Genomic DNA, 17,897 nt, shown 5'->3' with positions numbered 1-17,897 from the left:
GGTCTGCCCCGGGCGGTGCGAGTTGCAGTTTCGCATCGCTCGGGGTGAGATCTTGCGCTCGTTCTGCCAACGGCAAAGGTTGGAGACCATCGACACGACATACGGATTGCCAATTCCGTGACGGTATCACGGCGCACCGCGCTCAAGTGGATCGCATTCGCCTGCGGGGCGCAGACGTTAGGCGGCTGTACGGCGTTGCGCGGCGCGAGCGAGTCGCGCCGCGCCACACGGCGACGCTTGGCGCCGGTTCGTGTATCGCAGGATCGAGTGATCCGGCAAGTCGTCGGGCTGCGGCCTTACCGGCGGACGGGGTTTCTCGTCCGAGCGGATTCAGTCGACGAGAAGCTGCTCATTCACAATTATGGCCACGGCGGCGGCGGCGTGTCGCTGTCGTGGGGTACGGCGGACATGGCCGCCGAGCTCGCGCTTGCAGCCACGCTGCGCCAGGCAGCGGTCATCGGATGCGGCGCAGTGGGCCTCGCGACCGCTCGCTTGCTCCAGGATCGCGGCTTCAGCGTAACGATCTATGCGCGCGACTTGCCGCCGAACACCACGTCGAACATCGCGGGAGCGCAGTGGTCGCCGGTCACCGTCGTCGACTCCGAGCTCGTAACGCCGTTGTTCGAGACGCAATTCGTGCGCGCCTCGCGATTCGCATATCGGTATTACCAGAATCTCGTGGGCGCGAAGTACGGCATCGGCTGGCGCGAGAACTATTCGATCTCGTCGCCGTCGGCGACGTCCAGCGGCGCCGCGGGCGCATGGGAAGCCGCATTCCTGCGAGAGCTGCTTCCACGTACCGTGCTCACACCGCACGAGAGCCCCTTCCCCGGATATCACACGTCGCGATTTCTCACGATGCATATCGAGCCGTCGACCTACCTCGCGGCCGTGCTGCAGGATTTTCGGATCGCCGGCGGCCATGTCATACTTCGGGAATTCGCCGACGCACGATCGATCGTCGCATTGAGCGAGCCGGTGATCGTCAATTGCACCGGTCTCGCCGCGGGCAAGTTGTTCAACGATCCCGACATCTTGCCGATCAAGGGGCAGCTCACGGTGCTCGCACCGCAGCCGGAGGTGGACTACATCACCATCGGCCCGGGCGATCTCTATATGATGCCGCGTCAGGATGGGATCATCCTTGGCGGCACGCACGAGCGCGGCGAATGGAGCCTCGAGCCGAATCCTAACGAGTCGGCACGCATACTCCGCGGACAGCAGGAGCTCTTCGCCGCGCTGCGCTAGCTGCACTCGGTGCGCGGCTCGGCGCATTCCTTACAGACATCTGACTGAATCGCCTTGCGTACCGCGCGCCGGCGCGGGAACGTGAGTTCATGAGACGATTCATCCTTGCTTTTCTCGCACTCGCGGGCTGCGGCCGAAGCCAGGCCCCCGAACGCTTCGGATTCATCACGCGACTCGGCAACGATACTATCTCTGTCGAGAATGTGGTGCGGCGGGGAAACACGCTGACCATCGACGGCGTCGACCGATTCCCGCGCGTGCGGCAGCGGCATGCGAACATCACGCTCGCATCCGACGGCGGCATCCGCCACCTGGAGATGGACATCACGACGCCGAGCGAGCTCGCAAATACGCGCGAGCGGCACGTCATCGCTGACGTGACTCGCGATTCCGTGATCATGACGAAGCGCGACAGCGCAGACTTCACGCGCTGGGCGTTCGCGCACGGCGGTGAGCCCGTCGTGGCGCATGTGCCGCAGATGTACAGCCTGTACGAGCTCTATTTCGCGGCGGCACTCGCACGACCGCCGGCAGCGACCACACCCGCTGCCGACACCGTGCCGCTCCGGCAACTCTACATCGACCGCGAGTTCGACCGCTTCCCGCTGGGACACGCAACCGTACGCCGCTTGCCAGGCAACAAGGCGGAGGTATGGCACGATTGGCTCTCCGGCGTCGGCGAGGCGACGCTCGACTCGAGCCATCGCCTGCTCACCTACTCCGGCGCGCGAACGACGTACAAAGTGGACGTCACGCGCCTCAGCGAACCGGCGAACGTGCAGGCGATCGGTGCGCAATTCGCGGCGCTCGAGGCGAAAAACGGCCTGAAGCAATTGAGCGTTCGAGACACGGCGCGCGCGCGAATCGGCGCCGCCACTTTCGCCGTCGACTACGGGCGTCCGCTCGCGCGCGGGCGGAAACTGCTCGGCGGCGTCGTGCCGTTCGACTATGTGTGGCGCACGGGAGCGAACGCCGCGACACAGTTCACGACGTCAACACCGATCACGCTCGCCGGGATCGCGGTACCGCCGGGCACCTATACGTTGTGGACCGTTCCACGCACCACCGGCGATGCGGACCTGATCGTCAATAAGCAGAGCGGCCAGTGGGGTACCGAGTACGACGGCGCGCGCGACCTCGGCATGGCGCGCATGCACACGGAGACACCGAGCGCACCGGTCGAGCGCTTCACGATCTCCATCGTTGGTGCCGACGACAAGCGCGGGACGCTCGCGATCGAGTGGGGACCGTTTCGCTGGACGGCACCGATCGTGGTAGCAGCCGGCCACAAGCCCGCGTGAATTTCAGCAGCTGATCGCGTCGCCTTACGGGTTCAACGGCCAGCGTGCCGCGAGCCATTCCGTTCTCGGTGGCTGCCCCGTGCTTCGCCACGTAGTTGGAGCTGTGACTACTCTCAGCCGTTGCCCCTGGCACGCCATCGAATAGTCCGAGTCCGGATTGACCCTGAGAAGCCCGTAGCAGGTGTTGTGAAGCTCCATGATCCCTACAACGACGTCGTCTGGAACCACAATTACGTTCACATCCGCTTTGCGCCACCAGGGCCTGTAAGGACACTTCCGCTCAGATTCGCATTCTCGCAAGGGAAACCAGAACACCTGAGTGCTATCGGCCTTGTTTTCGACAAACGACACATGCGGAGGCTGCGCGCTTTGAGGCTGGAAGTATCGAATGAAAACTTGCCCAAGTTGCGGCACCGTTCCTCGCGCTGGAAGGATATCGCCTCCAGCGCTCGGGCCTGGCTCGGGCGAGCCAGCGAGGCTCATCACCGGCGACCTCGCAGAGGCCAGCTCTGGCGAAGTTGCTCGCGGTGCTCCCAGCCTACCATTCCATACCAGGAAACTCAAGGCGCTTGCAAAAAGTGGCACTACCAGGAGCCCTGCGGCGCGAGACCGCGTTAGGCGATGAATGCGGCCCAGGATTGGAGGCAGGAGCGCAAGCAGTAGAGCACACTGAATCGCCGCATAGAGCAGCTGTGGCCTAGCGCCGAGCGTCTTCCCGACCAGGAGGAGCGTCAGCAGCGTCCCTATCACGTACGTCACGGCGAGCGTCTGAATCGTTCCGGCTAAAGTATCAATCGCCGAGCCTTTGCCACCTACGATTCGACAAACGACATGTGCGCCCGCACCGATCAGGCACCAGAGCACCAAAACGATCGCAACGCGCCCTGCCAGCGGGAGCGAATCTTCTCTCCCCAGCAAATACTGCCAAACGGCGGATCCCAGAAACACGCTGATCGCGCCAAACACCAGCAGGTTCGCATTCGACAGCGTCTTTTCTTTCTGGTTCGGACCCTCGGCACCGACGACCTGCGGCTCCGCTCCCGAGTTTGACTCTCGCGTCTCGGGCACGAAGTACAGACGCGGAGAAGTCAGAATCTCAGCAAAGGCACGTACGTACTGCGCCGCATTCGCTCTGAGAGTCTCGAGAACCTTCTTCAGCTCCATGTTTCACCTGCCACTGAGAAGGCGGCTGAGTTTGGGGAGTGCGAGGATGATGTGGAGTAATGCTACTACGAGCAACACCAGGCGTCACTGAGATAGTGCATTCTGAAGGTGTCTTTTCGCGTAGTCGCTTGAATCAACATGGTCGCCGCACCATCGAACGACTACAGTCCGGGATCTCCGGGTGCGCCGACCGAGCCGAAGTGCTCAACGGTATCGCTCTGTGCTGAACGCCGGTTGACACGCCGCCGAAACTTGCCGGATCGCTAGTCCGTCTATATAACTAGACAACCTAGTGATACGTCATGCACAAACCGACTCCGCTTCTCCAGGGTACCCTCGACCTGATCGTCCTCCAGCTGCTCCGGTCCGAGCCGACCAACGGCTACGACCTGGCGCAGCGCATTCAGACCGTATCCCGCGACGTGCTGCAGGTTAACGCCGGCTCGCTCTACCCTGCGCTCTACCGTCTGGAGGAGCGCGCCCTCGTGCGGGCGGTGTGGAAGGAAACCGATACCGGTCGGCGCGCCAAGGTGTACTCGCTCACCGCCGCGGGCCGTCAGCAACTCGAGTCGCAACGCGCCGAATGGGAGCGATTCGCCGGCGCCCTTTCTCACATTCTCAAGCGGGCCTGACGCGATGCGACTCCTGCGACAGCTGATGCTCCGACTTCGGGCCGTGTTCCTGTTCGGTCGGCTCCAGCGCGAGATGGACGAGGAGATGCGCGCGCACGTGGAGGAGGCCACGGAACGCTACATCGCACGCGGCATGTCGCGCGCCGATGCCAGGATTGCGGCGCGGCGTGAATTCGGCAACATGACGGTGATCGCATCCGACGCGCGCGAGACGCGCGGCGCCCGCTGGTCGGAGTCCCTCGCGGCCGACACGCGACTGGCGCTGCGCGGTCTCCGGCGCACGCCGCTCTTCGCCGCAGTGGCGGTGCTCTCGATCGGCATCGGTGTTGGCGCGACGACGGCGATCGTCACGATCGCAAACGCGCTGCTGCTGCAATCGCCGCCCGGCATCGGCCACGCCGATCGTGTCGTCACCATTGGAGGCACGCGCAACGGCAAGGGCTTCGACACCTTCTCGTATGCGACTTATAGGGACTATGCTCGCGCATCGAGCCTCACCGCGATGGCGGCAATGGACGTCGAGCCCCGGGCGTTGAGTCTCACGGATCACGACGACGGCCAGGCTGTCCAGGGCGGCGTCGTCTCCGGCAATTTTTTTCAGACGCTCGACGCGCGCCCGCGACTCGGTCGCCTCTTCGGCGCTAGCGATGACACAGAGGGCAATTCGGCACCGCTCATCGTTCTGAGCGATCGCTACTGGCAGAAGCGGTTCGGCGGCGACTCGGGCGTCGTGGGCCGCACCGTCGATTTGAACGGCGCGCCGTTCACGATCGTCGGTGTGGCGGCGCCCAGGTTCCAGGGGCCGTTCGTGATCGCGCCGGATCTCTGGATTCCTCTTCGGGCTTGGGCGCAGCTGGCCAATAGCGTCACGTTGTTCAGTTCGCGGCAATCGGTCTGGCTCGTCGGCGTGGGGCGGCTCGCACCTGGGCGCGCGGCAAGCGAGGCCCAGGCGGAGCTCGCGTCGATCGCGGCGCGGCTGCGCCGGACGTACAAGGACGAGGCGGATCTCGACGGCGTACGCGTCGTGCCCCTCTCGCTCATCCCCGGCGACGGACACGCGGTCGTCGGCGCGTTCATGGCGGCGATGTTTGTCGTCGCCGGCTTGGTGCTCGTCGTGGCCAGCGCCAACGTCGCCGGCATGCTGCTCGCGCGCGCGGCCGGCCGGCAGCGCGAGATCGCGGTTCGTCTCGCGCTTGGCGCGTCGCGCGCGCGGCTCGTGCGCCAGCTCGCCACGGAAAGCCTGGTCCTCGGCGTGGGCGCGGGCTTGAGCGGATTGGTATTAGCGCATTGGCTCGTCGCGGCGGTGATGTCGCTCGTTCCCAAGCTCCCCGTGCCGATCATCGTGCATCCCACGATCGACGCGCCGGTGCTCGCGTTCGCGCTGGGAATCACGCTCCTCGTGGGCCTCGTGGTCGGCGCGCTCCCGGCGCTCGAGAGCACCAAGCCGAACCTCGTGCCGGCGCTCAAGAGCGACGCCGGCACCACGCGTCGCCACCGGCTGCGCAGTGCGCTCCTCGTCTCGCAGATCGCGGTCTCGATGCTCCTCCTCGTCGTCGCCGGCCTGTTCGGGCGGTCGCTCCTTCGCGCGCGCTCCGTGGACCCCGGCTTCAGCACGGGCGGGATCGACATCGTCTCGCTCGACTTCCGCCTCGCGGGCTACGATTCCACCCGAGGGCTCGATCAGGCGCAGCAGCTGCTCGAGCACGCGCGCCGTGTGCCGGGCGTCGCGCACGCGGCGCTCTCCGTGATGTTACCTCTCAGTGGCAGCGCGATGGGCTTCGGTCCCATCCTCGCCGATGGCCACCCCGCCCCCAAGGGGCAGGAGTGGAGCGCCGACTGGAACGTGATCACCGCCGACTACTTCGCCGCGATCGGCATCCCGCTCGTCCATGGCCGCGCGTTCACGGAAGCCGACGACCATGGCGGGCGAGATGTCGCAATAATGAATGAGACTTTTGCCAAACGCCTGTTCGGAACGACGGACGCGGTGGGGCGGACGATTCGCAACGGCAACCGTCTGATCGCCGTGATCGGCGTCGCGCGCGACGCCAAGTACCGCTCGCTGGACGAGACACCGCTCAACTACCTCTACGTGCCGCTGGCGCAGTGGTACGTGCCGCACGCCAACCTCCTCGTCCGCACCGCCGGAACGGCCAGCGCCGCCGGGGCGCTCCGGCGCATCGTAGCGGAGCTCGACCCGCACTTGCCGATCCTCGACCAACAAACGATGAGCGAGGCGACGGCGCTGTCGCTCTTTCCGCAACGACTCGCGTTGTGGGTCACCGGATCGCTCGGAGTGGTCGCGCTCGTCCTCGCGCTGCTCGGCATTTACGGCGTGATCGCGTACAGCGTCGCGCAGCGCACGCGCGAGATCGGCGTGCGCGTGGCACTCGGGGCCGCGCAGGGCACGATTCTCCGGATGGTGCTGCGCCAGGGTTTGATGCTTGCCGGCGCGGGTGTCGTGCTCGGCTTGGCCATCGCGGCGGCAGCGACACGACTTCTCGCCAGCTTCCTCTTCGGCGTGCCGCCCACCGACGCCGTGACATTCGCCGGCGCGGCGTTCCTGCTCACCGCGGCTGCGCTCGCCGCGAGCTGGGTTCCGGCTCACCGCGCGGCGGCATGCGACCCGATGATTGCGCTTCGAACGGAGTAGTGACGGCCCAGGTAGAGGCAACCCTGCCCAACGAGTGCCGGGACCGGGAATCGAACCCGGATGGGGTTGCCCCCAAGGGATTTTAAGTCCCTCGCGTCTGCCGATTTCGCCACCCCGGCCGCACTTCAGTAAATGCTAAAGAGGGAGCGGCGCCGGCCGCTCCCTCTTCTCGTTCATCCCAGAGCGGGAAACGGGACTCGAACCCGCGACCCCAACCTTGGCAAGGTTGTGCTCTACCAACTGAGCTATTCCCGCGTCGTGCCGCTCAATATAGGCCGCGCCGTCCGTCGCCGACAAGCGGCTCAACTCTCTGCCCTCAACCCTCTACCCTCAACCCTCTACCCTCCACCCGCTCACGGCTTTTCCCCGAGCGCATTCACTGCGTACCACACGCTCCACGCCAACAGACCCGACAACGCTGCATCGCCGCCATTGGCGCGAGCGCGGCCGTCGCCGTCGACCTCCTCCGCTGCGAAACCGCCGTCGAGCGGCGCCCGGCGAAGCCACTGCAACACCGCCGGCGCGTCCGGACCAATCAATCGCGCGCACTGCTGCGCGAGCGAACGCGGCTCGCTCGTGAACGCTTTCACCGTGCGACGGTACGTCGAATCCTGCCGCGCCACGGCATCGTACAGGGGAATCCAGAACGTCGACCCAAGTGGATCATCGTCGAACGACACGCCGCCCGCGAGATCGATCGCGGATGCGTACCGGTCCTTCCCGTCACGATCGATCACGAAGTGTCGCCGGATCGCTGCTCGCACCGCTTCGGGATCTTCGACTTCACGCGCGGTCTCCTCATCGAGGGTGCGACGCAGAATGTCGAACGCCTGCGCAACGACGGCGTTTCCATGCAGACTGAACGGATGCGCTGGCGGTACGCCTGACGGACTTACTTCGGTGTGGTAAAGCGGCACGCGCCGATCGCGCCGCGCCGCGAGATCGTCCGCCGCGAGATACAGTGTGTCGGCGAGCACCGGCTCCTCGACGATCTGGTCGTCGCCCGTGTCGCGAATGTAGCGGTCGGTCGCAAGCGCGTAGGCGGCCGCGCCCTCGAGCGTGAAGCCCGGCTCGAAGAGCGTGCCATCCATATAATGCACGCCGCGCCCGGGTGCGTAGCCGTGGAGCTCGCACGCGCGGAGCAGTAATTCGCGCGCGAGCGGCGCGTCGGCGAGCTGCACCGCGGGTATGACCCACGCCAGCGCTTCCCAGTCGCGCACCGTGACGCCGCGGCCGTTCCAGGGCGCGCGTGTGCGCACGATGTAATAATGCGCGTCGTCGAGTGCGCGTCCGACGGAGTAGAAATACGCGAACAGCAGATTGCGATTGACGAGACGGTCCATGACATCGTTCGTCGCGGTCTGCTGCAAGGATTGCAACGCGTCTCGCGTCGACGAGAGCAGCTCGCGCCATCCGCGACGACGCAACACACGCACGGCCGCTTCCGCGCCATCACGCTCGGGACCGACGGCGACGTAAAAGGCCACGTGCTCGCGTGCGCCCGGCTCGACCCTAACGACGCGACGAAGCGAGAACTCACCTGGCGTCGCTCCGCCGACCGAGATCTCGACCGGTCCGTCCGCTCCGATGCCGACCGCAACCTCGCCCGGTGGTGCAGTTCCCTCGAGCAGTATCACGTCGTCGGCGCCACGCGACACGACATTCCCATCCGCGAACGGACGTGCCGAACGCACGCGCATCTGCCGATGCGTGAAGCGTCCGTCGAGTCCGATGGCGATGTCCGCGGCTTCGCCGGCGCGATTCTCTACGGAGAGTGCGTACACGGCGCCCGCGACGTCGGCGTCGCGGCCGTACGGCGCGAAGATCGTTCCGCGAACCACCGTGCTCCCAATCGTACACGAGAACGTCGGGATCCAACCGAGCGCGCGCTCCCAGGCCATCTGCGCACCGCCGAAGTCGCGCGTGGTCTGGCCGACGGCGAGCGTCGGTCGCAGCAACGGCGCACCGCTTCCCTGGAGGAAGTCGGGGCTGCCCGCCAGCTCGATCGCCGAGCGGGAACCGCGATGCAGAACACCGAGCGCGTACAGCGAGCCGTCAACGGGGTGAATGCACGGCAACGCGATCCAGTGGTTGCCGGTGATCTGCCACGGAACGCGCGGCGGCGGAAGCAGTGTCACGATCGTGAATGCATTTTGGGCGGTGACCGGGTAGAATGATAACCTCCGTCCTTGACGTCAACGAATGCACGAGGCCGCGACCGAACCGCACCGGATTGGCGACGCACGCAGACGATGGCAGTTCCTCCGGCGTGCGTCGCTGCTGATCGTCGTCGCTCTCGTCTGCGCATCGGGTCCGGCCAGGGCGCAGCTCCCGCCATATCCGGTACCGCTGAGCAATACCGAGGACGCTCGGACGCTCCCCAAAGGCGCGTTCGTCCTGCGCGCCATGAATGTCTGGACGCGGCTCGATCAGGTTTACGACGCCGCCGCGGACAGCGCACATCATCTGCATCCCCTCGGCAACTCGTTCAGCTTCGACTCGCTCGGCGTGCGCCAGTTCCCGGGATTGGCGGCCGCCCAGTCGGCGCTTCGCACGCTCACGGGCGACCCGAACATCTCGCTCAATCTCGGCCAGACGTTCGCGAACGTTGCCGCGCGATACGTGACGACGCCCTTCTCGCTCGCGTACGGCGTGAGTGATCGCCTAACGATCGGCGTGATGGTGCCGATCGTACAAACCAAGACGGACGTATTTGTCGAGCTGAATCCGCGGCGTCTGAACGGGACTACGGGTGCGAACGTCGGGCCCAATCCGGCGCAGTTGGGCAATGCTGATGCTCAAACCGCGAACAATCAACTGATCTTGGAGCTCGGCGCCCAGAATTCGGCGTTGAGCAGTTACCTCGACAACTGTTCGCAATCCGGAAGTTGTTCGGCGGCCGACCTTGCGACGGCGAACGCCGCGCTCGCGAAGACAGTTTCCTACAAGGCGGCAATTCAGGCTCTCTATGGCACGAGCCCGCAAACGAGCGCCTTCGCGCCATTCGGTACGGCTCAGCAGCAAGTGGAAGCGCAGCTCGCGGCGCTCGCTACGACGATCAGCACGTTGTTAGGCGGCAGCGTTGCCTTCGACAAGCCCGCGGGCGCCAACGCACCGGCGGCGAATCTTCAGCTGCAGCAGCTCGTGACGGCCACCTCGGGCGCCGCCTACGACTCGCTCGGATCCCCCACGCGTATCGGCATCGGCGACGTGGAAATCTCGGCGCTCTACAAACTGGTCGACGGATTTCGCGATTCCACGGGAGTTCGTCTCCGCGCGACGTTGCGGGGTGTGTTGAGCATCGGCTCATCGCTCGAGACACCGAGCGGCACCGTGCCCTACGAGGTAGGAATCGGCACTGGCCAGACGAGTGCCAACGGCGGCGCCATCGTCGACCTCGGGCTCGGCCGCCGACTCATGGCGACGCTCGCCGCCCAGTACACCGCGTTCTTCACGAGCTCGGCCGTCCCCAGGCTACCCAATAGCGACTACGATCTATTCCCGATGGACGTGCCAGTCGCCGGGACGTGGCGCGAGGGAAATGCAATACAAGCCGAAGCGATGCCTCGCTTGCTCCTCACCGACTACTTCACGATTCACGGCGCCTACACGTTCCGGCATCAGGCGCCAAGCAAGTACACGTCGCCCGACGTCACGGAGCCTCCGCTCTTTGCCGCGTCGACGGAGCAACGGATCGGATTTGGCTTCGGCTACTCGACCGTCGCTCGTTATGCACGCAGCGTCAGCGTCGTGCCGCTCGAGATATTCTACACGCATCTCCAGACGATCACGGCGACAGGCGGTCTGACGCCGCAGTATCACCGCGATCAGATCGAGTTTCGAATTTACTATCGCTTGCCGCGCCGCGGACGCTGAGGCCTGGCGTCGCTCGTCGCCGCGCCGGCTCCCGCGAGCTCCGGCGCCGCCGCGCTATCGAGCAGCTCGCGCGCGTGCGCGCGACTCACTTCGCTCTCGGGATCGCCGCCGAGCATGCGCGCGACCTCGGAAATTCGATCCGGTCCGGTGAGCACGGTGACGTCGGCCGTCGTCACGCCGCCGCGGGCGCCTTTGGACACGAGAATGTGCTGATGCGCCCGCGCCGCGATCTGCGGGAGATGAGTAATCGCGAACACCTGATGGTGCGCCGCCACGCCACGCATCGTCTCTCCGACCATGAGCCCGACACGACCACCGATGCCGGCGTCAACTTCGTCGAAGACGAGCGTCGGTACGCGGTCGAGCCGGGCGAGAATCGTCTTCAGCGCAAGCATTACCCGAGACAGCTCGCCGCCCGACGCAACGCGCGACAACGGTCGCTCCTCGTGCCCCACGTTGAGTGAAACGCGAAACTCGATGTCCTCTGCTCCATATGAGCCAATGTCAGCGTTCTGCCTCAGCAGAGCACTGAAATGCCCATCCGGCATCCCCAGGTCTGGCAATATCTGATCGACGCTCGCTGCCAGGCGCTTTGCGGCCGCCCGGCGCAGCTCGGTGAGCGCCGACGCACGTTCCTCGAGCCGCGATTTGGCTTCTCGTTCCCGCGCGTCGAGCTGGCGCAGGTCCAGTCCCGCGGAGTCGACGAGATCGAGCTCTTCGCGCGTGCGACGGCCGGTCTCGATGACGTCGGCGAGCGTTGCGCCGTACTTCTTCGTTAGGCGAAAGAGCAAGTCGCGCCGCGCTCTGACTTCATCGAGCCGAGCCGGATCGAGATCGACGGAGGCCTCGTACTCTTCGAGCTCGCGTGCGAGCGCCTCGAGATTGTAGTACGCGGCGTCGTATAGTTCCTGGAGCCGCGACAAGGTCGGATCGATGCGCTGGATCGCCGAAAGGTGCCGCTCGATGCCGCCGAGGATGGTGAGCACGGCTTCATCGTCGCCGTCGATCGCCGATGCGATCCCCGATGCGAGCGTGCGCAACTCCTCGGCGTTCTCGAGCCGTCGTGCTTCGTCCTCGAGCCGGCTGTCCTCGCCGTCGACGAGCTTCGCTTCCTCGATTTCCTTCGCGACGTGACGCAGATAGTCGGCGCGCCGTTCTGCCTCCGCCTTTCGACGTTGCAGATCGGCGATGTCGCGGCGTGCGCTCGCGAGCGCCTCATATGCCAATTGTGTCTGCGCAGCGACATCGGTCGCACCCGCGAAGACGTCGAGAATCCTTCGCTGTGACTCGGCGTCGAGCAGCGTCTGCGCTTCATGCTGACCGTGCAGATTCACGAGATGTCTGCCGATCTCCGCGAGCAGCGTCGCGCTCACGGCGCTTCCATTCACCCACGCGCGCGTCCGTCCGGATGAGGCAATCTCGCGTTTGAGAACGACGAGTGGCTCGTCGGCGTCGACGCCATGTTCGTCGAGGAGCGACGCGATCTCCTTTCGCTCGGCGATGTCGAAGACGCCTTCGACGGTGGCGCGGTCGGCGCCCGTGCGAATGAGATCCGAGCTCGCGCGCTCGCCGAGAAGAAGGCCGAGGGCGCCAACGATGATCGATTTCCCCGCGCCGGTCTCGCCGGAGAGCACATTGAATCCGCGCTCGAGCGGCAGCGAGAGCGATTCGATGATTGCGAAGTTCTTGATTCGCAGCTCGGTGAGCATCGTTGTCAGCTGCCGAAGTTCTCGTCCCGCTCTTTCAGACCCCCCCAACCGAGCTTTTGCCGGAGCGTTTTGAAGAAGCTGCCACCCGGGAAGCGCACGATGAGGAGCCCGCACTCGTTTCGTCGGATGCTGAGCGTTTCGCCGCTGGAGAATGTGGAACCGACCTGCCCGTCGATCGTGACCAATAATTCCTCGGGGAAACCTTCTGCTTGCACCGTCACTTCGGTGCCTGGCGGGAGGATCAAAGGTCGGATCGCGAGCGCGTGCGCCGAGACGGGCGTGACGACGAGTGCCTCCAGTGTCGGAAATACGATCGGTCCGCCAGCCGAGAGACTGTACGCCGTCGACCCCGTTGGCGTCGATATCACGACGCCGTCGGCGCCGTAGGTCGCCATCGTCTCGCCGTCGGCGCAGACGCGGAGCTCCACGACGCGCGCGAAGCCTCCCTTGTGGAGCACGACGTCGTTGAGCGCCACCCAGTTGTGCCGCTCGCGTCCAAAGGCGTCGAGCACACGCGCTCGGATCGCCATGCGCGACTCGACGAGATAGTCCTTCCGCGCGAAGCGCATCAGCGCCGACGCCAGCTGATCGGCTGGACAGCACGTAAGAAATCCAAGCCGCCCGAGGTTGACGCCGAGGATCGGAACCTGGTGTGGATCGAGGAGACGCGCGCCGCGCAGGAGCGTGCCGTCGCCGCCTAACGTGAGCATGACGTCGAGCTGCGATGGATCACCGAGCTCCTTGCCGTAACCCGCTGCTTCGTGAATCTCTGCTTCGAAGTAGAGCTCGAGCCCGAGTCCGGGCGAGAGCTCCTCCAGTGTCTGGAGGACGTCAGGCAATCCCGCGTAGCCCCGGTGCCCAACGACGCCGACGCGGATCACCCGGCGACCGCCTCGCTCTCTTGCTCGCTGAGCGCACGCACACGCGCGGCGATGCCCGCGGCATCGAGCCCGGTGATGGCGAGCTGGCGAGCGCGCGACGCTGCCGGCACGATGCGATCGGGCACACCATGGACCGCGACGCGGATCGTCGGATCCTGTCGTGCGATCACCGTCGAGATGTAGGCGCCGAAGCCATTCACTACTGTTCCCTCCTCGACGACGAGCACGCGCGAGTGATTCGCGAGGACCGCGGCGAGAGTAACCTCGTCGTACGGCTTGAGGAAGCGACAGTTCACGACCGTGATGCGCAAGCCTTCCGAGGCGAGGACGTCGGCCGCCTGGAGAGCCGGACGCACCATCGTTCCCGCCGCGAGCAGGGCGACATCGGAACCGTGGCGCAACACCTCCCATGTTCCGTACGGCACGGCTTCGATTTCCGAAATTATAGGTACGGTATCGGGCGCCGCGTCGCGCGGGTAGCGAATCGAGAATGGGCCGCGTTCGTGCGCGATCGCGGTGCGCAACAAGCCGAGCATCTCGCGGCCGTCCTTCGGTGCAGTGACGGTAACGTTAGGCACGGCGAGTAAATACGCAATGTCGTACAGGCCCATGTGGGTCTCGCCATCCTCGCCGACGAGACCTGCACGGTCGAGGCAAAAAACGACCGGCAGTGACTGAATTGCGACGTCGTGGACGATGCTGTCGTAGGCGCGCTGCAGGAACGTCGAGTAGATGGCAACGACCGGGCGTATGCCCCGCGTTGCAAGACCGGCGGCAAAAGTCACCGCATGCGCTTCGGCGATGCCGACATCGAAGAACCGGCTCGGATGCGCCTTCGCGAACAGATCGGTACTCGTCCCGCTTGGCATTGCCGCTGTGATCGCGACGATCCGCTCGTTCTCGTTGCCCAACTCGGTGAGCCCCTTACCGAAGACCTTCTGATACGTCGTGGCGGCAGACCCATTGCGCAGCTTACCCGTCGACGGGTCGTGATCCGGCGGCAGCGCGTGCCACTTCTCGAGGCTTTCGCCCGCGGGAAATCCCTTCCCCTTCTGGGTACGCACGTGCACGAGACGCGGCCCGCCGAGCTCGCGCACCGCGGTGAACGTCTCGATCATCGCGTCGATGTCGTGTCCGTCGATGGGACCGAAGTAGCGCAAGCCGAGCTCCTCGAACAGGACGCCCGGTGTGAGCAGCGCCTTCACGCTCTCCTCCCAGCGACGAACCCAGGTGCCGATGCCCATCGAGGAGAACAGGCCTCCTGGCCCCTTGTCGGCGATGTCTCCGATCGCGGACCGAACGCGGTTATAAAGGGAGTTCCGCTGGACGGACGTGAGGTATTTGGAGATCGCGCCCACGTTAGGCGCGATCGACATCTCATTGTCGTTCAGGACGACGATGACGTCCCGGTCCGAGTGGCCGGCGTTATTCAGGCCCTCGTACGCGAGCCCGCAGGTGAGCGCACCGTCGCCGACGATTGCGATGACCTTGTACGTGTCGTGCGCGAGATCGCGTCCCGCTGCCACTCCCAGCGCCGCCGAGATCGAGGTCGCAGCGTGACCGGCACCGAACACGTCGTATTCGCTCTCGGTGCGCTTGAGAAAACCCGAAAGGCCGTTTTCCTGGCGCAGTGTCTCGAGCCGGTTGTTGCGACCCGTGAGCAGCTTGTGGGGATATCCCTGATGTCCAACGTCCCAGACCAGCTGGTCGCGCGGCGTATCGAACGCTGCGTGGAGCGCGATCGTGAGCTCGACGACGCCGAGCCCTGCCCCGATATGACCACCGGTGCGAGAGCACACGTCGATAAGGCGAGCGCGAACCTCCTCGGCGAGGCTTTTCAGCTCCTCGCGACTGAGGGCACGGACGTCGGAAGGCGAAAGTATTCGTTCGAGAATCGACATACGACGGCGAAAGTTAGCTGTCCCCCTGCACCTACGTCACTTCCACGTCAGGAGCTTCGCCTCACGACGAATCTCGCGATGTTTTCGAGGACGGGCGTCAGCAACCCCGCCGAAGACAGCGCGGCGCAGCCGTCATCCACCAGCGTCTCCGCCCGTTGCGTCGCGCCAGCGATGCCCAGGATGCCCGGGTAGGTGCTCTTCCGAAGCTCGGCGTCTCGACCGGCGGTTTTCCCAAGGACCTCCGTACTGCTCGTCACGTCGAGGACGTCATCGGCAATCTGGAACGCGAGACCCAGCGCGCCGCCATAACGAGCGAGAGCCTGCACTACCGGTTCAGGCGCTCCCGCTGCGAGTCCGCCGAGCATGGCGGCAGCGGAGACGAGAGCGCCAGTCTTGCCGCGATGAATTCGTTCGAGATCGGGCAAGGAGAGCGGCTTTCCCTCGCCTTCGAGATCGAGCAGCTGCCCGCCGATCATTCCTCCCGCACCGCCGGCGCTCATGAGCGCCGCTACGATTCGCCCTGGATCGGCCTTGGGGACCGCTCGAGCCCCTCGCGCCGCAGTCCGTGCCGCGAGCGGTACCATCGCCAATCCCGCGACCGTCGCCGTCCGAGCGTCGAACTGCCGATGAACGGTTGGCCGGCCCCGGCGAATATCGTCGTCATCCATGCACGGTAGATCATCGTGGACGAGCGAGTACGCGTGGACGATCTCGATTGCGGCCGCCAGCAGCGACGCGTATCCCTCACCGCCGGCGGCTCGATAAGCAGCGAGAAGAAGAATGCCGCGAAATCGTTTGCCGCCGCCGAGAAGCGAATACCGAATGGCGTCGGCGACGCGCGAAGCGCTCCGATCGATCTCCTTCAACTCTTCGGCGCAAATGGCGTCGAGTGAACGGTCGATTCGGCGGCGGTGCGCTTCGATGTCCGCGACAATATTCGCGTCGTAGGCGCCGGCGACGCCCTGATCAGCCACGAAAGTCGGTGAGCTCGAACCTTCCGTCATCGCGCTCGACCAGACGCTGCACTCGCGAACGGGCATCGGCCAGCTCCTTCGACGCGGCGCGCAAACATTCCACGCCTTCCTCGAAGAGCTCGAGGGCGCGCGCCAACTCGACCTGATCGCCCTCGAGCTCGTGCACGATCGCTTCTAACCGGTCGAGTCGTGCCTCGAATGATGGCGCAGTATCGGTGCTTCGGGGTTTAGGTGTCATCCTGAGCGAAGCGAAGGATCTACTTTCTCGATTGAGTTGGCAGTAGCGTGTACGCTGCCGTCGCGCAATCGGAGATCGAATTCGGCGCCCGGCGCGAAATCGTCAGTCGACGCCAGCGTTCGTCCATCATCGGATTGTGCGATCGCATAGCCGCGCGCGAGCGTCGCCACGGGGCTCAGTGCGTGCAGGCGGCCGGCCACGGATGAGATTCGGCTGCCGCGCCGATCGATCGCGGCTTGGCTCGTCGCCGTTAGGTCTCCGGCAAGCCGGTGCAGCGCCACACCACCATCGTCGATGCGCGCAGCGATTGTCGACAAAAGGCGGTTGCCTCGCGCCTGCAGATCGCCCAGCAGCTCCTCGGTCGATCGCACCGCCGCTTCCGCCGCCGCCGACGGCGTTGGCGCGCGATGATCGGCGACGAGATCGCAGATGGTGACATCGATCTCGTGACCTACCGCCGAGATGGTCGGCGCCGGACAACGCGCGAGTGCACGCGCGACGCGCTCGTCGTTGAACGCTCGCAGATCTTCGCGTGCGCCACCGCCGCGGCCAATGATCACCGTATCGGCGCCGTTCCAGCGCGTCACTTGATCGATCGCGTAGCACAGCTCTTCCGGAGCGGCGTCTCCCTGCACCGTTGCCGGTACGAGCACGAGGCGCACATGCGGTGCGCGACGCCTGACGACCGCCACGACATCGTGGAGTGCCGCCCCGTCGGGGCTCGTGACGATCGCGAGCACGCGCGGGTAGCGCGGGAGCGCGCGCTTTCGCTCACGCGCGAGGAGACCATCCGCCTCGAGCTTCGCACGAATCCGCTCGAGCGCCTTGCGCCAGAGACCGTCGCCCTCTGCCTCGATGCGTCGCACGGAGAACTGCATGTCGCCGCGCGCGGCATACACGGTGAGCTGCCCGAGGACCGTCACCTGCATGCCGTCGTCAGGCGGCGCGGGAATCGATCGCCGATCGCGCGACCACACGACGCAGCGCAGTTGCGCACTGCCGTCGCGCAGGCAGAAGTACCAGTGTCCGTTGCGATGCGCCTTGAAGTCGATGACTTCACCGCGCACCCACATCGGCATGAAGGCGCCTTCGAGAATGTCTCGCGCCGTCTGCGTGACGGTGCTCACGCTCACCGCACTCGACGGCGATGCGCCCGGGAACGAGGTCCCGAGCTCCTCGTACATAGCGGACGATTCGGCGAAACGAGCCGGTGCGGCGCGCAGTTCGGCGCTCGGAGGCGGCGGCTCCGGCGGACCAAAAAGGTCGAGGTCGTGGTCCTCGTGATCGCGCGCCGTCCGCGCGTCGCGTCGCTTACGCATG

General features: G+C 65.5%; 12 protein-coding genes and 2 tRNA genes. 5 read left to right on the top strand and 9 right to left on the bottom strand.

Annotation, left to right across the window (positions count from 1 at the left end; translation table 11 throughout):
- Window positions 1-117 precede the first annotated feature (117 nt).
- The 4 genes from VGH98_04070 to VGH98_04055 all read left to right on the top strand — a co-directional run bounded on the left by VGH98_04070 (window position 118) and on the right by VGH98_04055 (window position 6,998).
- Window positions 118-1,248, top strand: coding sequence for an FAD-dependent oxidoreductase (locus VGH98_04070; GenBank protein HEY2375131.1), 1,131 nt, complete (start codon window positions 118-120; stop codon window positions 1,246-1,248).
- Between the two features lie 89 nt (window positions 1,249-1,337).
- The gene (locus VGH98_04065) at window positions 1,338-2,549 is read left to right on the top strand and encodes a DUF2911 domain-containing protein (GenBank protein HEY2375130.1); all 1,212 of its coding nucleotides are present in this window, start codon (window positions 1,338-1,340) and stop codon (window positions 2,547-2,549) included.
- 1,466 nt (window positions 2,550-4,015) lie between these two features.
- A complete protein-coding gene (locus VGH98_04060; protein ID HEY2375129.1) occupies window positions 4,016-4,345 on the top strand; it encodes a PadR family transcriptional regulator in 330 nt (109 codons plus the stop codon).
- Between the two features lie 4 nt (window positions 4,346-4,349).
- The gene (locus VGH98_04055; GenBank protein HEY2375128.1) at window positions 4,350-6,998 is read left to right on the top strand and encodes an ABC transporter permease; all 2,649 of its coding nucleotides are present in this window, start codon (window positions 4,350-4,352) and stop codon (window positions 6,996-6,998) included.
- Between the two features lie 35 nt (window positions 6,999-7,033).
- On the opposite strand, the gene VGH98_04050 is transcribed toward VGH98_04055, so the two are convergent.
- The 3 genes from VGH98_04050 to VGH98_04040 all read right to left on the bottom strand — a co-directional run bounded on the left by VGH98_04050 (window position 7,034) and on the right by VGH98_04040 (window position 9,136).
- A tRNA-Leu gene (locus tag VGH98_04050) sits at window positions 7,034-7,117 on the bottom strand.
- 63 nt (window positions 7,118-7,180) lie between these two features.
- Window positions 7,181-7,253, bottom strand: a tRNA-Gly gene (locus VGH98_04045).
- Between the two features lie 98 nt (window positions 7,254-7,351).
- Window positions 7,352-9,136 carry a hypothetical protein gene (locus tag VGH98_04040; protein HEY2375127.1) on the bottom strand — a complete coding sequence of 595 codons (1,785 nt, stop codon included), beginning with the start codon at window positions 9,134-9,136 and terminating at the stop codon, window positions 7,352-7,354.
- Between the two features lie 64 nt (window positions 9,137-9,200).
- Here VGH98_04040 and VGH98_04035 point away from each other — a divergent pair, with 64 nt between their 5' ends.
- Window positions 9,201-10,874, top strand: a complete 1,674-nt coding sequence (locus VGH98_04035) for a hypothetical protein (protein ID HEY2375126.1) — start codon at window positions 9,201-9,203, stop codon at window positions 10,872-10,874.
- On the opposite strand, the gene recN is transcribed toward VGH98_04035, so the two are convergent.
- Genes recN through xseA form a run of 6 tightly spaced genes read right to left on the bottom strand, consistent with a single transcriptional unit; the run spans window position 10,847 to window position 17,896 of the window.
- Window positions 10,847-12,583, bottom strand: a complete 1,737-nt coding sequence (gene recN / locus VGH98_04030) for a DNA repair protein RecN (protein ID HEY2375125.1) — start codon at window positions 12,581-12,583, stop codon at window positions 10,847-10,849. The genes VGH98_04035 and recN overlap by 28 nt on opposite strands.
- Window positions 12,584-12,588: 5 nt before the next feature.
- The gene (locus VGH98_04025; GenBank protein ID HEY2375124.1) at window positions 12,589-13,464 is read right to left on the bottom strand and encodes an NAD(+)/NADH kinase; all 876 of its coding nucleotides are present in this window, start codon (window positions 13,462-13,464) and stop codon (window positions 12,589-12,591) included.
- A complete protein-coding gene (gene dxs / locus VGH98_04020; protein HEY2375123.1) occupies window positions 13,461-15,365 on the bottom strand; it encodes a 1-deoxy-D-xylulose-5-phosphate synthase in 1,905 nt (634 codons plus the stop codon). The genes VGH98_04025 and dxs overlap by 4 nt, the downstream gene beginning before the upstream one ends.
- A gap of 47 nt (window positions 15,366-15,412) precedes the next feature.
- Window positions 15,413-16,405: a farnesyl diphosphate synthase gene (locus tag VGH98_04015; GenBank protein HEY2375122.1), complete on the bottom strand. Its 993-nt coding sequence runs from the start codon at window positions 16,403-16,405 to the stop codon at window positions 15,413-15,415.
- A complete protein-coding gene (xseB, locus tag VGH98_04010; protein ID HEY2375121.1) occupies window positions 16,332-16,577 on the bottom strand; it encodes an exodeoxyribonuclease VII small subunit in 246 nt (81 codons plus the stop codon). Before xseB ends, VGH98_04015 begins: the two co-directional genes overlap by 74 nt.
- Window positions 16,574-17,896, bottom strand: a complete 1,323-nt coding sequence (xseA, locus tag VGH98_04005) for an exodeoxyribonuclease VII large subunit (GenBank protein HEY2375120.1) — start codon at window positions 17,894-17,896, stop codon at window positions 16,574-16,576. Before xseA ends, xseB begins: the two co-directional genes overlap by 4 nt.
- Window position 17,897: the final 1 nt, after the last annotated feature.

The sequence above is a fragment of the Gemmatimonadaceae bacterium genome (assembly GCA_036496605.1).
In the GTDB taxonomy this organism is placed as follows: domain Bacteria; phylum Gemmatimonadota; class Gemmatimonadetes; order Gemmatimonadales; family Gemmatimonadaceae; genus AG2.
Note: the sequence above shows the minus strand (reverse complement) of the source record. Positions and strands in the feature narration are given on the sequence as shown.

What these genes read in the sequence shown, in the direction of transcription:
- VGH98_04065 (HEY2375130.1), top strand. Translation starts at nt 1,338, where the DNA reads ATGAGACGATTCATCCTTGCTTTTCTCGCACTCGCGGGCTGCGGCCGA.
- xseB (HEY2375121.1), bottom strand. Translation starts at nt 16,577, where the DNA reads ATGACACCTAAACCCCGAAGCACCGATACTGCGCCATCATTCGAGGCA.
- VGH98_04035 (HEY2375126.1), top strand. Translation starts at nt 9,201, where the DNA reads ATGCACGAGGCCGCGACCGAACCGCACCGGATTGGCGACGCACGCAGA.
- VGH98_04015 (HEY2375122.1), bottom strand. Translation starts at nt 16,405, where the DNA reads ATGCCCGTTCGCGAGTGCAGCGTCTGGTCGAGCGCGATGACGGAAGGT.
- xseA (HEY2375120.1), bottom strand. Translation starts at nt 17,896, where the DNA reads ATGCGTAAGCGACGCGACGCGCGGACGGCGCGCGATCACGAGGACCAC.
- VGH98_04055 (HEY2375128.1), top strand. Translation starts at nt 4,350, where the DNA reads ATGCGACTCCTGCGACAGCTGATGCTCCGACTTCGGGCCGTGTTCCTG.
- VGH98_04060 (HEY2375129.1), top strand. Translation starts at nt 4,016, where the DNA reads ATGCACAAACCGACTCCGCTTCTCCAGGGTACCCTCGACCTGATCGTC.
- dxs (HEY2375123.1), bottom strand. Translation starts at nt 15,365, where the DNA reads ATGTCGATTCTCGAACGAATACTTTCGCCTTCCGACGTCCGTGCCCTC.
- recN (HEY2375125.1), bottom strand. Translation starts at nt 12,583, where the DNA reads ATGCTCACCGAGCTGCGAATCAAGAACTTCGCAATCATCGAATCGCTC.